Raw genomic sequence first — 14,787 nt, forward strand, 5'->3', positions numbered from 1 at the left:
TCACTTTTTATTTGCGTCCACTTTGGCGAAAACCCACCACCGCCCGCCGCCACTCAGCAGTTGGCATGACAGGAATGCCAGATGAATAACGACCTGGCTTATCAATCGATTTGGTAACCATGGTCATGGCAGAGATGATGACATCATCGGTAATGCTCAGATGACCACTGATACCAACTGCCCCTGCAATGATACACCGTTGTCCGATGTGGGTACTGCCAGCAATGGCGGTATTGGCAGCAATGGCGGTGGCTTGTCCAATATGAACATTGTGGGCAATTTGCACCAAGTTATCAATGATGACATCATCAGCAATCACAGTATTGTCTATCGCCCCACGGTCGATACAGGTGTTGGCACCGATGCGTACTCGGTGTCCAATTTGAACCTGACCCACCTGAGCAATGGCTTGCCAGCGATGTTGCGGGGATTGAGATTTCTCTTTATGCTGATAAGGGGCATAACCAAAGCCAGCACTGCCTATCACTGCTCCTGCATGTATGTGAACATCATCACCCAACTGACAGTGATGGTGTATCACCACATTTGCCATGATGCGACAGTTTTTACCCAACACACTGCCCATCTCTATCACCACACCTGCTTGTAAATAACTGCCATCACCGATTTGGCAGTCTTTATCAACAAAACAGTGTGCCCCCACCCACACACCGTTACCCAATTTAGCTGATGTGTCCACATAGGCAGTTGGGTGGATAATGGAAGGTGGTTGTGGCCTATCATTATCTGTATCAGCAGTCATATCAGTATCGGATAACCAAGCAAAAGTAGTTACGGGGTTATCAACATCAAACAGCTGACTACAACTGGCGTACGCCAAATAAGGTGAGTTCACTTCAATCAACACGACCGTATCAGGGGTAGCATCAGCATATCTAGTTGAAGTGATGATGACGCCTGCCTTTGATTTGGGCAACCATTTGGCATGATATTCGTCATTGGCAAAAGACAAGTTGGTTACGTCTGCTTTATCCAGTGATGCCAATGCTTGCACACAAGTATCTAATGCGTTTGCATCAAGGCAACCTTTATTGATAACCACCTGTCTTTGTTCAATGGCCGCTATTAATTGACGAACGCTGATTGAGCAGACGCTGTTAATAGATTGATTGGCAGATTGGTTAAATTGGCTCATTAAAAGACATTACCAATCTGGAACTGAACTTCATCTACCTTATCACCTTCTTTTTTATTAAAAGGCTTGGCATAGCTGATGGCAATCGGACCTATGGGGGTAAACCAAGTAATGCCTGCTCCAGCACTGTATCGCATTTGCTTGTCTTGTGTTAACAGCGGAATTTTAGTGTCGTTGCCATGATAGATAAAGGTTTTGTTTTCTTTACCTGTGGTGTCAAAGACTTGAGCCCCTTCGACAAACAAAACAGGACGCACTTGGTCTGCCCAATCCCCTTTAAATGGCATGGGTAATATCAGCTCTGCCCCCACCGCCGCCATGGCATTTCCACCCACTTCTTCAGGCAGATAATTTTGCTTCTCAGGCTCAAACTGGGTATCAAAAAAAGTCGTTGACTTAGGCCCTAAGCTATAGTAGTCAAAACCACGCACTGTGCCATAGCCACCAGCATAAAAGTTATCATAAAATGGCAAATTATGACCATAACCCAATTTGGTATAACCACGCCCTATAAAGCCTTTGCCCACAGGCAGATATAGGTTGCCTGTGTAACTGGCTTTTTGGTAAGTTTTATCACCCAAGCCGATGGTAAAATCCACATTATGACTCATGCCTTTGGTTGGAAAAACAGGCTTATCTAACGTGCTGTGTGACCAACCAAGCATCAGATTATAGGACGTATAGTCATTCTCAAAGTTATACCGTCCTTTGTCGTTACCTGTATGCACCGTTGCCCGACCACCATCATCAATGATGCTTTGTACGTTTGAAATGCCCATCCAACGACCGCCTGTTATGTCGGTTCTGTCAATGTTAAACCCTGCACTGACACGGGTATCTTCATCGACAGGGTAGCCATAATTGAGCGTCGCTCCATAAGAGTCAGTGATGTAGTTACTGACATTTTTATCATCAAGCTTGGTTTTACGATAATAGGCATTGATTCCTTGGGACACACCATCTTTGGTAAAATATGGGTCGGTGATGCCAATATTATAGTTTTCACGAGTCTCAGAACGTGATAAACCAAAATTAAGACCATTGCCCGTTCCTAAAAAGTTGCGTTGTGATAAGTCAAATTGAAAGGTAACCCCACCACTTTGTGAATAACCTGCGGCAATGGTTGAACTGCCTGTTGGTTGCTCAACAACGGTGATATTCACATCAACCTGATCAAGTTGATTGGGAACTGGTTTAACATCTGCCACCACAGATTTAAAATACCCTGTGCGCATCAAACGAATGCGTGACAGCTGAATTTTTTGACTGGACGCCAATGCCCCTTCTAGTTGACGCATCTCACGTCTTAACACCTCATCTTGCGTTTTGGTATTGCCAAAAAAGTTGATGCGACGCACATAAACAGGACGCACAGGGTCAATGTAATAATCCATGTCCACCGTGTGCGTGTCATCATTGATGCGTGGAATGGGGCGAATTTGGGCAAAATAGTACCCATCATCACCCAACTTGTTTTTAATATTGGCGGTGGTGTCATCAAGTTTGGCTTTAGAATATTGTTCATTGGTCGCAAAACTGACTTGCTTATTCAGCTCTTCTTGGCTGTAGGGCGTATTGCCCAAGAAACTTACTTTACCAAAGGCATACTGCTGACCTTCGCTGATTGCCACTTCTATAAATACATGCTTTTTGTCTTCACTGACATTTAAGGTGGCGTTGTCAATGTTAAAGCGGATAAAGCCTGAATTTTGGTACATGGCTTTTAGATTTTCTAAGCTGGCAGCCAGTTTTTCTTGAGCATAGCGGTCAGATTTGGATAATAAACGAGTCCAAGATGCTTCTTTTAGGGCAAACACGTCTTTGATGTCTTCATCGCTAAAATAGTCGTTACCAATGATGTTGATGTCTATCACCTTGGCAGGTTTGCCCTCAATAAAGGTGATGTCAAGCTTCACACGATTGCCATCAAGCAAAGTCTGTTCAACGTTGATGTCACTGTTATAGTAGCCTTGTAGTATGTATTGTTGTTGTAATTCATTGGCAACCCCAAATAAGGTGGCTTGTTTTAGCACACTGCCTTTGACAAGACCTGCGTGTTTTAGCCCATCTTCTAATCCTTGCTTGGGGATTAGGGTATTGCCTTTATAATTTATCTCCGCAATGATGGGACGCTCAACCACCAAAAAACGCAACACACCATCATCATTAACCACTTGCACATCAGAAAAGTTACCTGTGTCATATAGTGATTTGATGCTTTCTGATAACTGCTCTTGATTGATGCTACCCCCCACTGTGGTAGGCAAAATGGGATATAAACTCTCAGCCGTGATTCTTTGTAAACCCACAAATTGAATGTCAGTTACCACACCATAAGAGCCATGGACGGCATGGGCAGATGCCATCGACATCATCACCACCAATGGTAAGACCGACATGGAATAAAATTTAGTTGAACTCATACACATACTCACAGTTTTTGTACAAAAAAGATTGATTAAAAACACCCTAAAAATATCAAAATAGCCGACCAATATCCACACTCAACGCCATTACCATGAACACCGCCAAGAGCAAAAACCCCAAATTAAAGCCAATATTTTGCGTGGTCTCAGATAATGGTTTGCCCCTTATCAGCTCAATAAAATAATACAACAGATGTCCACCATCTAATACGGGAATAGGCAATAGATTAAGCACAGCAAGGCTTAGGCTAATCAACCCTGCGGTTGATAATACCATCTGCCAACTGATTTCAAAACTTTGTTTGGCAACTTTGGCAATGGTAATCGGACCTGATAAATTATCAATGCCAATCAAGCCAGTTATCATTTTGCCCATAGACGATAATGTCATCATGGACAAGTCATAAGTTTTGCCCACTGCTTTGCCCATTGCCGTCATGGGGTCATAGGCGATGGTGGTTTTATAGCTGTCAGGCACTTGAATATCAACTGCACCATCAACAGAATTGACGCCAGCTCCGATTTGCCCATAGACATTACCCATGGTGTCTTTTTTGCCTTGGGGCATGACAGCAAACGTCATTTGTTCATCACCACGCAACACTTTAAAGTTAAGCAGTTTTTCAGGATTGTCTTGCACCACTCGAGTCATCGTTATCCAGTCGTTGATAGGTTCATCATTGATGGCAATGATTTTATCCCCTATCTGCAAGCCTTGACGCTTGGCAGCCCCATCATCACTCAGTTGTCCAATCACCGCAGGAATGTTTGGTTGCCAAGGAGTTACCCCAATGGCGGTTAAGGCATCTTTACCGCTGTTTTTGCCTTGCATAAATTTGGTAATTGGCAGTTGGTACTGTATCGATTGAGCAGTTGGTTCATCATCTTGATAAGGTATGACCGTCAGCGTTACTTGAGTGGTCTCACCCATGTGATTTGCCAAACGGTAGTTAATTGCCTCCCAGCCGTCCACCGCCTCACCATCGACAGCGGTGATTTTATCACCCACATTAAGCTTGGCGGTTGCCGCTGGACTGTTGGGTAATATCGTGCCAATGCGAGTATTCAGCTGTTCGCTTGGGGTTAAAAATAACACCCAAAACAAAGCCATGGCGATTAACAGGTTGGTAACAGGTCCTGCTGCCACAATGGCAATTTTTTTCACTGGGTGCTGTTTATCAAATGCCAAATGCTCTTGACCTTTGGGGACATCACCTTCTCGACCATCTAACATTTTGACATAACCACCAAGCGGTAAGGCGGACAGCCGATAGTCAATGCCTGATTTTTTGCTTGTCCAACTGGCAAGTTTGGGTCCAAAACCTATCGAATAAGTCAACACTTTTACCCCACAAAGCCGAGCAACGATATAATGCCCAAATTCATGCAATGCCACCAAAGGACCAAGCACAAACACCGCCGCTAAGATGGTCAAGATAATGGTCATTAACAAAGACATGCGGTTACCTCATTTTCACCAATTAATTGCTTGCTACTTTCATTGACTGTTTGCCACTTATATTTATCATCTGCTACTTTTATCATTTACTAATGTGATTTTTTTCAATGTTGTGTCTTGCTAAAGCTCGACTGTCATTATCAATTGCCAAAATGCTCGCCAAATCGTTGATTTCATTGGGATATTGATGCTGATTCATGCTGTTTAACACGTTTTCATTCATATTGGCAATGTCAGTTAAACGGATATGCCCATCTAAAAACGCTTGCACTGCCACTTCATTGACCGCATTTAAGCTGATGGTTGCCCAACTTCCTGCTCGCATGGCTTCTCTTGCCAATGCCAAACATTTAAACTTATGTAAATCGGGTGGCAAAAACTCCAATTTGCCAAGCTCATATAAATTTAAAGGCACGACACCACTGTCAATCCGCTCAGGGAAGCTTAACACATGGGCGATTGGGGTACGCATGTCAGGCGACCCCATCTGTGCCAAAAAACTGCCATCAGCATATTGTACCAATGAATGCACGATGCTTTGTGGGTGCATCACCACTTGGATTTTATCTTCTGGCAAATCAAATAAATAGCAGGCTTCTATCAGCTCAAGCCCTTTATTCATCATGGTGGCAGAGTCCACTGAAATTTTTTGCCCCATCGACCAATTCGGGTGGTTAACAGCTTGCTCAACCGTTGCTGATTGCATCTCATCAAAGCTTGCAGACAAAAAAGGACCTCCCGATGCCGTCAGCCACAACTGACTGATGCCATGATGCTTGTCATGAATGGCATGTTGGTTTTGTTGTACCGTCTGTGGCAAGCATTGAAAAATGGCGTTATGCTCAGAATCAACAGGCAATATCTTTGCCCCAGACAGCTTGGCATGGTGCATCATCAGACTGCCTGCCATCACCAAAGCCTCTTTGTTGGCGAGCAAGACTCGTTTACCTGCCTGCACCGCCATCAACGTTGAAGACAGTCCAGCACTGCCGACAATGGCAGCAACCACCGTGTCCACTTGTGGGTCGCAAGCAATGTCATCTAGCCCTGCTTGCCCTGCCACCACATCAATCTGCAAATCTGCCTTACTCAGTCTTTGAGCAAACGCATCGACTTGCCACTTAGGCACAGCAACTCGCTTGGGTCGCCAGCGCACACAAAGCTGAAATAACTCGTCCAAACGGCTATGCCCTGATAAGGCATAAACGTCATATTTGTCATCATGACGACTTAAAATATCAAGTGTGCTGGTGCCGATTGAACCTGTCGCACCTAAAATGGCGACTTTTTGCCCATGTTGCCCATCGACCTTTTGAGCCTTATTTTGAGCGGTTATCGGTGATAAGTTTGGGCAGTTGCCAGTCATATCAGACCTTTTTAAATTTAAATGACGTTTTTAATAATGACTTAATAAATTCTTATTAATGGCTTAATACATAATCACAATTTAATCATGGCAAATGAATCAAACTGACAACACTTGCAACAGTAAATATCCCAGAGCAAAAATCGGCGTGGCAGACAGCAATGAATCAATGCGGTCAAGCACACCACCATGCCCTGGTAACACAGTGCCAGAGTCTTTAATACCAGCACGCCGTTTGAGCATGGACTCAAATAAATCACCCAACACCGATGCCATGATGGTCATTGCTGATAACAGCATAAACACCAACAGCACTGACCCTGTGTATTTAAGCCAATACATACTGATAAATAATGCCACACCCATGCCAACGGTTAAGCCACCATACAAGCCTTGCATGCTTTTATTTGGTGAAACATTGGGAGCCATCTTGGTTTTACCAAACTTTCGCCCAACAAAATATGCCCCACTGTCAGCACACCATACCAAAATAAACACATACATCAGCCACCAAGGTGACTGTTGCCATAAATAAAACATGGCGGTGATGGCAGCGGTCAAAATAATCACCCCCATGGTCATTAATCGTCTGCCATACCACTGAGTGCGAGTGGGATATTGCCATACCCATGCTAATGCCATCAGCCAAATCACCACGGACATCAGCCACCAAATCAGCCACACTTTGGGAAACAGCAAGCTTATCATGGTCAATAGCAACACCAATAGCACAAAGTGCATGGGCTTACGCTGTGCTGGCATCAGCTTTGTCCATTCATGAGCAGCAATGGTTACCCCCACCGCCAACAATGGCACAAATAGCCAAGGTGTGTCACTGGCAAATAACGCAACACCCACAATGATGACTAGGATAACGGCTGTTTTGATGCGTTGCCACATAATATTGCTCAAAATGGTTAATGGGTTCAAAAAACATCAATCAAGTAACAATCAGTTAAGAGAACAGTTAAGAGAATAGATTAGCTAAAAGAACCGCTGGTTTAATTGCATTAAAATCCTAAGACGACCGCTGATGTGCTAAGTTTACCAAATTGCCAGCAATCACCTGCTCGCTGGTTCTGCCAAATCGCCGTTGCCGACTGGCAAACTCAACGAGCATTCGTTCCAGTTCAGTTGGTGAAAACTGTGGCCATAATGTCTCGGTAAAGAATAACTCTGCATACGCCATCTGCCACAACAAAAAATTAGACAACCGATACTCACCACCTGTGCGAATAAGCATGTCCACCGCAGGCACATCTGCCAGTGCCAAATGCTCACTCATGCTATCAACATTGATACTTTGTAAGCTGATGTTGCCTTGAACCACTTGACTTGCCAGCTGTTTGGCAGCTTGAGCAATGTCCCATTGACCACCATAACTCACCGCTATCACCAACGTCATGGCCGTAAAGTGAGCCGTCTGTGCTTCAGCATTTGCCATCAAAACTTGTAGCTTATCTGATAACTGAGACCTATCACCAATAAAACGCAAGCGTACTTGGTGTTCATTCATTTTGGGAATTTGCTCATGAATGGATTCTTCAAGCAGTCTCATCAACAACGCCACTTCATTGGCAGGGCGTTGCCAGTTTTCGCTAGAAAAAGCAAACACCGTCAATACGTCAATGCCCAATGCTAAGCATTGTCTAACAATCGGGTCAAGGGCATCTTTGCCTGCCACATGCCCCTGACCTGCGGGCATGGCGTGTGCCTTAGCAAAGCGGTTATTGCCGTCCATAATGATGGCAATGTGCTTAGGCAAATGGTGCTTAGGCAAATGCTCAGGCAAGCGACTGACCAACTGAGTGTTCATCACACTTCCATCAATTCAGCTTCTTTTTTCTCAAGCTTATCATCAATATTGGTGATGTATTTGTCAGTCAGCTTTTGCACATCATCACCTGCTCGACGCTCTTCATCTTCTGATATTTCTTTGTCTTTTGCCAACTCTTTGATGTCACCAAGCATGTCACGGCGAATGTTACGTATGGAGACTCGACTGTTCTCAGCTTCAGAGCGAGCCAGTTTTTGCATGTCTTTACGAGTCTCTTCAGTTAAGGCTGGCATTGGCACACGTATGACATCGGCAGTCATGGGGTTAAGACCCAAATCTGCTTCACGAATGGCTTTATCCACCGTCTGTACCATGCTACGGTCAAACGGCTGTACCAATAATGTGCGGGCATCTTCCACATTCACACTGGCAACTTGGTTTAAAGGTGTGGGTGAGCCATAATAATCCACCATCACACTACCCAACATACTTGGGTGGGCCCGCCCTGTACGCACCTTGCTAAAAGCAGTGTCTAACGCTTCTAGGGTTTTTTTCATGCGGTTTTCACCGTCTTTTTTGATGTCGTTTATCATAGATTGTCTCCTTTATAAACGGAATAAACATAAACGGAATAAACGGATAAAAATAAAAACATTCAAAAATGTGTCATATCTTTGTGATGTTACTGACCGACTTTTGTGCCTTCTTCTTCCCCCATCACCACATTAAGTAAGGCATTTGGCTTATTCATGTCAAACACTTGCAATGGCACATTATGTTCACGCAACAGTGCAATGGCGGTTAAGTCCATCACGCCTAGCTTTTGCTCAAGCACCTCATCAAAACTTAAATAATCGTATTTAATCGCATCGGCATGAGTGCTTGGGTCTTTGTCATACACGCCGTCAACTTTGGTCGCCTTTAAAATCAAATTGGCTTCAATCTCAATGCCTCGCAAGCAAGCGGCGGTGTCTGTGGTAAAAAATGGATTGCCTGTGCCAGCGACAAAAATACACACCTCACCATGCTTAAGATAGCGAATGGCGTTACGGCTTGAGTAGCTTTCTGTCACTTCACCGATGGGCAAAGCTGACATCAAGCGGCTTTTGATGTTGCGACGCTCTAAGGCATCTCGCATGGCAAGCCCATTCATGACGGTGGCAAGCATGCCCATTTGGTCACCTGTGACTCGCCCAACCAAGCCTTCTTGCTGTAGCTGACTGCCACGATACAGATTACCACCACCAACCACAATGCCAACTTGCACATCTAAGCCTCGTAAGTGAGCAATGGCAAGGCTCATTTTATCCAACACATCGGCGTTGATGCCCATGCCTTGCCCACCTGCCAATGCTTCGCCAGATAATTTAAGCAAGATTCGATTATAACGGGGATTTTTGTCAGACATAAGCCACCTTTGATGATGAGTTGTGTGGAAATTGAGTTGATGGGATAAATTTGACAAATTTTAACAAAAAAGTGGTGAATTTAATAGCCATGATTGCTGATGACATTCGTTTGTTTCTGATGTCCACCAATATGACAGCATGGGGATATTTATCTTCACTTTTTTATATGTTATAGTTAATTTCATCAATATATTTATTTAATTTAACTATAACATCGCATGAAACGCATCGTCTTATCTACTTCCACTTCTTGCTTGGATTATATGGATATCCGCCATTCTGTACGCTCCATTCATCAGCATTTGTTAATTAACAATGTTGATTTTTTAGACGGTCATAACATTGACATTAAGCGACTGCAAAACATCATCACCGCCAGTCCAAACACCACCATGAGTACCGCTCCTGCCAGTGAAGATGAAATTCGCCAATTATTTGCCCAATTGGCCGAAGACAACTATGATGAAGTCATCATCATCACCCACTCGCAACACTTAAGCAAAAGCTTTCATATCATCAGTCAAGTGCGTGATGACATGGCAGTGATTCACCCAGCAATGACCGTGCATTTCCTTGACTGTCAGCAAATTAACTTTACCCAAGCTTTGATGACGTTAGATGCCCAACGTTTATTTATTCAAAATGAAAGCATCAATACCATCATTGACCATCTTAATGCGTTAAATCAATCGCATCGTTGTTTTTTTGTGGTGGAAGATTTGACCTATTTGACCAGAAGTGGGCGTTTAAAAACAACCGCCAGTTTTTTTGCAAATTTGTTAGACATCAAGCCGATGTTAGAGATTCAACAAGACGGTAAAATCGAAGCCATCAAAAAGGTCAGAAAAATCGAAAAAGCCATTGACTTGATGATTGATTATTTGGGTAAAGAGATAAAAAATAAACACGCCTATCCTTACCTGCTTGATGCGGGCAATCATGAGCTGGTTGCCTATACTGCTCAAAGGGTCAAAGATAAACTTGGATTGAATGAGGTGATTGTCCAGCCTGTTACCCCTGTGTCAGTCGCCACCCATGGTCCTAACACAGTGGGCTTAGGGGCATTTATTCATAACATTCCCATGTCAATAGACTTGTTTTAGACCAGCCAATCCATTATCCGATGGTTATTGGTGCTTTACTGTTGGTTTATATTGGGCTGTTGGTTGATGTTTTGGTTGATATTGGCAGTTGCAAAGTTGGCAAATAAGTCATATTCACTGGCCTCATCAATGGTGATGGTCAGGCGGTCGCCAATGTTAACACTGGCATCGATGTGGTCAACATAAACATGCCCATCAATCTCTGGAGCGTCAGCGATACTGCGACAGATGGCGATGGATTCGTCAGTGTCAATGTCATCTACCAACACGGTTAGGGTTTTACCCACTTTTTGGGCAAGCTTATTGGCACTGATGCGTTGTTGTTGTGCCATCAAGCGATTATGGCGGTCTTGCTTGATGTGTTCTGGCACAGGATTGGGCAAATTATTGGCAGCTGCTCCTTCAATGTCAGAATAGGTAAAACACCCCACTCTGTCCAATTGAGCTTGCTCAAGCCAGTCTAGCAAGTATTCAAAGTCTGCTTCAGTCTCCCCAGGGAAGCCAACCACAAAGGTTGAGCGAATGACGATATCAGGGCAAAGCTGTCGCCATCTGCCAATGCGTTCTAGGGTGTTTTCAGCGTGGGCGGGGCGTTTCATGGCTTTTAGGACGCTTGGACTGGCGTGTTGAAAAGGAATGTCCAAATATGGCAATAAACCCCCTTGCTCAGCGGTAAATTGGCTCATCAGTGCCACCACATCATCGACATGTGGATAAGGATAAACATAATGCAGACGCACCCACATGCCCGATTGGCGAGCCAATTGATGCAATGCTTGACACAAGTTAACAAATTTAGACTTCAAGGGCATGCCTTGCCAAAAGCTGGTTTTATATTTTAAATCCACACCATAAGCTGATGTGTCTTGCGAGATGATAAGCATCTCTTTAACACCTGCTGACTGTAAGGCTTTGGCTTCATTCATCACCTCATCAATGGGGCGTGATACCAAGTCGCCCCGAAGCGCTGGAATGATACAAAATGTACAACGATGGTTACAGCCTTCAGAGATTTTTAAGTAAGCATAATGGGCTGGGGTGAGCTTGATGCCTGCATCATTAATAAGGTCAATTTTGGGGTCGTAAGTATTGATTTTATCCGCTTGGCTGATGGGTGCATGGGTGTTGACGGCCGTAACGACTTCTTGATAAGCGTGAGCACCTGTCACAGACAGCACTGCTGGGTGCATGGTTTTGATGCGTTCAGCATCTTTACCCAGACAGCCTGTAACGATGACTTTACCATTTTGGTTGATGGCTTCACCAATGGCATCTAGCGACTCTTGCACGGCTGATTCAATAAAGCCACAAGTATTGACCACCACCAAATCTGCCCCATCATAATCATTGGCAACACGATAGCCTTCTTTGGTCAGTGCGGTGATGATGCGTTCAGAATCCACCAATGCCTTGGGGCAACCCAAAGAAACAAAACCAACTTTAGGGGCAGATGTGGCTTTTAAGGCAAATGTGCCTTGATCTGTTTGTTCAGCTTGCTTGGTAATGACACTGGCAGATTGCACAATGTTGCGGTTTTGATTGTGATTGGCTTGATGGTGGCTGGCTTGAAAATTGTCTTTGGGATTAAAAATACGTGCTTGGCTAGACATAAATGACCTTTTGGCTAAATTTAAATTTGGGTTAGCTTGGCTAAAATGGATTGGGTGAATTCATCACGCTGTTGGCAGTAATTTTATCACGGCTTGCATGTTTTGTGGTCGCTTGTTGGGTTGATATTGAACACAAGCATTGATGACATTTTGCCAAGATTGCCATTGAGTTGGGAGTTTGAGTGAGGTTTTATGCTGGTCGGAGTGGCGACTGGTGTGCCAATTTTTCCATGCTTGTGAGCGGTCAACTGCTTGTGAGCGGTCAATATCGCTCATGCTTGATGCGACATACGCCTGCCCTGCTCTTGTGCGAGTTAACAACTGATACACCATCAAACCAAAGGCATACACATCACTGGCAATGCTCACCCCCCTGCCCACCCAACATTCTGGGGCAAGATACGCTGGCGTGCCTGCAATGGGCAAAGACAGCGATGTTAACTGAGATTGCTTGTGAAACTGCCTTTGAGGTTGGGCTAGGGCAAAATCGGTGATATGAACCAATGGTAAGGCTGTAAAGTTAAAGTTAGAGTTAGATGCTGATGAGCTTAATGGCGAGGAACTTAATAAAAAATTGCTTGGCTTGACATCACCATGAATCAGCTTGGCATCATGCACTTGTTGTAAAGCCAATGCGGCTTGTAAAATAAGATGACTGATAAACATGCTGTCTGCTTGCTGTGCATTGGCTGATTGTTTTGACTGGGATTGATGACAAATTTGTTGTAAGCTTCCCATATCAAAATATGGCAACAGCATCACACTTAATCGCCCCATTTGCTTGTCTTGCTGACACTCTAACGTCAAAGGCAAATCAGATTGACCATACAATGGCAATGCAATGCGACAAATGTCAGCATCAGTGCATATGGGGTTATTTTTGCTTAGCTGAGTTAACCGCTTGATTTGTGTGTTCAAATCAACATTCAAATCCAAGCTCATATCCATATTAAAATCATGGTAATCAGGGTTAAGAGAAGTAAAATCACTGTGTGATGGCTGATGTTGCCATTTCATTTGCCATTTAATGATGACACGTTGATAACGCTGAACGCCATCGGTTAAGTTGCCACTGCTGATGCCTTGATACATGATGCGATGGGCGTTTTTTTGACCATCAGCAGAAGTTAAGCTCAGCCGATGATGCTTAAGCGATGCCAGCGTGAATTGACCATTGTCCATGGACATCACCGATGCCACCAAGTGTGGTGACAATGCTTCCAGTAATGCCTGCTGGGCATTGTCCATATGACTAAGGTGGCTAAGGTTAAGATGACTTTTTGGCATGGCTTCCTTTTGGCATGGTTCTTTGACATGGCTCTTTGGCATCAGTCTGTCATATGGGCTACTGACTGTCATATGGATTACTGACATGACACCATCGCATTGAGACTGATGCCATTTTAACAAATCTTTTGGCTCACCGACTTTTTGACTAAGGACAAAACAATTAATGCAACATACTCACAACATCACCCTACCTGAGCAAACATTGGCGTTACTAAACACATATCTGAGCCAAGCCATTTCTCACGCTGGCAAGCCCCTTACCATTGACCCTGCGGTGTTGGCGTATCGCTGGGTGGCAGATGCCAGTAACATCAATGGTGGCCATCTTGAACCAATAACCATGGACATCACTGGAGCAACAGCGATACAATTGAGCGACTTACTGGGTATCGAACGACAAAAACAGCGATTAATCAACAACACTCGCCAGTTTTTGCAAGGTCTGCCAGCCAATCATGTGCTGATGACAGGCACTCGTGGTGGTGGTAAGTCGTCATTAGTGCGTGCCTTATTAAGCCAATTTGCCACTGATGGGCTGCGGTTGATAGAAGTGGCTCGCATGGATTTATCAGCATTGGATAAAATACGTCAAGCCGTGTCTGCCCTACCAGAACATGCCAATGTGCGTTATGTGGTGTATTGTGATGATTTGGCATTTGACAAACAAGATGAAAGCTATCGGGCGTTAAAATCGGTGCTAGACGGCTCACTGTCTTCTGAGCAAGACAAACTGCTCGTTTATGCCACCAGTAACCGCCGTCATCTGTTGCCCCAACTGATGAAAGACAACCGAGACATCTATAACGGACAGACTGATGAAGTCAACCCTTATGAAACCATTGATGAAACGGTGTCTTTGTCTGACCGCTTTGGGATTTGGCTGTCGTTTCAACCGATGACACAAGATACTTATGTGAGCATTGCACGGTATTATGTGCATAAGCTATCAAATAGTCATCTGTCAGACAGCCGTGGGGCAACAACCATCAATTTGGCAAACATGAATGAAGAAATCACAAATAACGCCATTCGCTTTGCCAGTGAAAGAGGCGGACGCTCTGGGCGAGTGGCGTATCAATTTGCCAGAGATTGGGTGGGGAAAATTGGGCTAACGCAGTTGGGCTAACAAAGGTGAGCTAACACTATCAGATTGACACAGATTTAAAAACATCAGATAAAAAACCAAACCCA

12 protein-coding genes are annotated in these 14,787 nt (G+C 44.2%); 2 read left to right on the forward strand and 10 right to left on the reverse strand.

The window, feature by feature from the left end; translation table 11 throughout:
* Positions 1-7: 7 nt before the first annotated feature.
* The 8 genes from lpxD to pyrH form a co-directional block, all read right to left on the reverse strand.
* On the reverse strand, positions 8-1,156 hold the full coding sequence (lpxD, locus tag WDM69_RS06070) for a UDP-3-O-(3-hydroxymyristoyl)glucosamine N-acyltransferase (protein ID WP_338755117.1): 1,149 nt from the start codon (positions 1,154-1,156) through the stop codon (positions 8-10).
* A complete protein-coding gene (gene bamA / locus WDM69_RS06075) occupies positions 1,156-3,585 on the reverse strand; it encodes an outer membrane protein assembly factor BamA (protein ID WP_205760096.1) in 2,430 nt (809 codons plus the stop codon). Before bamA ends, lpxD begins: the two co-directional genes overlap by 1 nt.
* Before the next feature lie 49 nt (positions 3,586-3,634).
* Entirely contained in the window at positions 3,635-5,029 is a 1,395-nt protein-coding gene (gene rseP, locus WDM69_RS06080) for an RIP metalloprotease RseP (RefSeq protein ID WP_338755895.1), read from the reverse strand.
* Positions 5,030-5,123: 94 nt separating this feature from the next.
* Positions 5,124-6,407: a 1-deoxy-D-xylulose-5-phosphate reductoisomerase gene (ispC, locus tag WDM69_RS06085; protein WP_078306830.1), complete on the reverse strand. Its 1,284-nt coding sequence runs from the start codon at positions 6,405-6,407 to the stop codon at positions 5,124-5,126.
* Between the two features lie 99 nt (positions 6,408-6,506).
* A complete protein-coding gene (locus tag WDM69_RS06090) occupies positions 6,507-7,307 on the reverse strand; it encodes a phosphatidate cytidylyltransferase (protein ID WP_078306831.1) in 801 nt (266 codons plus the stop codon).
* Positions 7,308-7,425: 118 nt separating this feature from the next.
* Entirely contained in the window at positions 7,426-8,223 is a 798-nt protein-coding gene (gene uppS / locus WDM69_RS06095; protein ID WP_078306832.1) for a polyprenyl diphosphate synthase, read from the reverse strand.
* On the reverse strand, positions 8,223-8,777 hold the full coding sequence (gene frr / locus WDM69_RS06100; protein ID WP_078306833.1) for a ribosome recycling factor: 555 nt from the start codon (positions 8,775-8,777) through the stop codon (positions 8,223-8,225). Before frr ends, uppS begins: the two co-directional genes overlap by 1 nt.
* 89 nt (positions 8,778-8,866) lie before the next feature.
* Positions 8,867-9,592, reverse strand: coding sequence for a UMP kinase (pyrH, locus tag WDM69_RS06105; protein WP_078306834.1), 726 nt, complete (start codon positions 9,590-9,592; stop codon positions 8,867-8,869).
* Positions 9,593-9,811: 219 nt separating this feature from the next.
* Between pyrH and WDM69_RS06110 the strand changes: the two genes are divergently transcribed.
* Complete coding sequence (locus WDM69_RS06110) at positions 9,812-10,696, forward strand: DegV family protein (RefSeq protein ID WP_338755119.1); 885 nt, start codon at positions 9,812-9,814, stop codon at positions 10,694-10,696.
* A gap of 35 nt (positions 10,697-10,731) precedes the next feature.
* On the opposite strand, the gene rimO is transcribed toward WDM69_RS06110, so the two are convergent.
* Positions 10,732-12,306, reverse strand: a complete 1,575-nt coding sequence (gene rimO / locus WDM69_RS06115) for a 30S ribosomal protein S12 methylthiotransferase RimO (RefSeq protein ID WP_338755120.1) — start codon at positions 12,304-12,306, stop codon at positions 10,732-10,734.
* 63 nt (positions 12,307-12,369) lie between these two features.
* Positions 12,370-13,680 (reverse strand): protein kinase domain-containing protein, encoded by a 1,311-nt coding sequence (locus WDM69_RS06120; RefSeq protein ID WP_338755121.1) that lies wholly within the window; start codon positions 13,678-13,680, stop codon positions 12,370-12,372.
* A 97-nt stretch (positions 13,681-13,777) separates the two neighbouring features.
* Here WDM69_RS06120 and WDM69_RS06125 point away from each other — a divergent pair, with 97 nt between their 5' ends.
* On the forward strand, positions 13,778-14,722 hold the full coding sequence (locus WDM69_RS06125) for an ATP-binding protein (protein WP_205760103.1): 945 nt from the start codon (positions 13,778-13,780) through the stop codon (positions 14,720-14,722).
* Positions 14,723-14,787: the final 65 nt, after the last annotated feature.

Source organism: Lwoffella lincolnii (assembly GCF_037201985.1).
GTDB lineage: Bacteria > Pseudomonadota > Gammaproteobacteria > Pseudomonadales > Moraxellaceae > Psychrobacter > Psychrobacter lincolnii.

What these genes read in the sequence shown, in the direction of transcription:
- lpxD (WP_338755117.1), bottom strand. Translation starts at nt 1,156, where the DNA reads ATGAGCCAATTTAACCAATCTGCCAATCAATCTATTAACAGCGTCTGC.
- bamA (WP_205760096.1), bottom strand. Translation starts at nt 3,585, where the DNA reads ATGTGTATGAGTTCAACTAAATTTTATTCCATGTCGGTCTTACCATTG.
- rseP (WP_338755895.1), bottom strand. Translation starts at nt 5,029, where the DNA reads ATGACCATTATCTTGACCATCTTAGCGGCGGTGTTTGTGCTTGGTCCT.
- ispC (WP_078306830.1), bottom strand. Translation starts at nt 6,407, where the DNA reads ATGACTGGCAACTGCCCAAACTTATCACCGATAACCGCTCAAAATAAG.
- WDM69_RS06090 (WP_078306831.1), bottom strand. Translation starts at nt 7,307, where the DNA reads ATGTGGCAACGCATCAAAACAGCCGTTATCCTAGTCATCATTGTGGGT.
- uppS (WP_078306832.1), bottom strand. Translation starts at nt 8,223, where the DNA reads ATGAACACTCAGTTGGTCAGTCGCTTGCCTGAGCATTTGCCTAAGCAC.
- frr (WP_078306833.1), bottom strand. Translation starts at nt 8,777, where the DNA reads ATGATAAACGACATCAAAAAAGACGGTGAAAACCGCATGAAAAAAACC.
- pyrH (WP_078306834.1), bottom strand. Translation starts at nt 9,592, where the DNA reads ATGTCTGACAAAAATCCCCGTTATAATCGAATCTTGCTTAAATTATCT.
- WDM69_RS06110 (WP_338755119.1), top strand. Translation starts at nt 9,812, where the DNA reads ATGAAACGCATCGTCTTATCTACTTCCACTTCTTGCTTGGATTATATG.
- rimO (WP_338755120.1), bottom strand. Translation starts at nt 12,306, where the DNA reads ATGTCTAGCCAAGCACGTATTTTTAATCCCAAAGACAATTTTCAAGCC.
- WDM69_RS06120 (WP_338755121.1), bottom strand. Translation starts at nt 13,680, where the DNA reads ATGTCAGTAATCCATATGACAGTCAGTAGCCCATATGACAGACTGATG.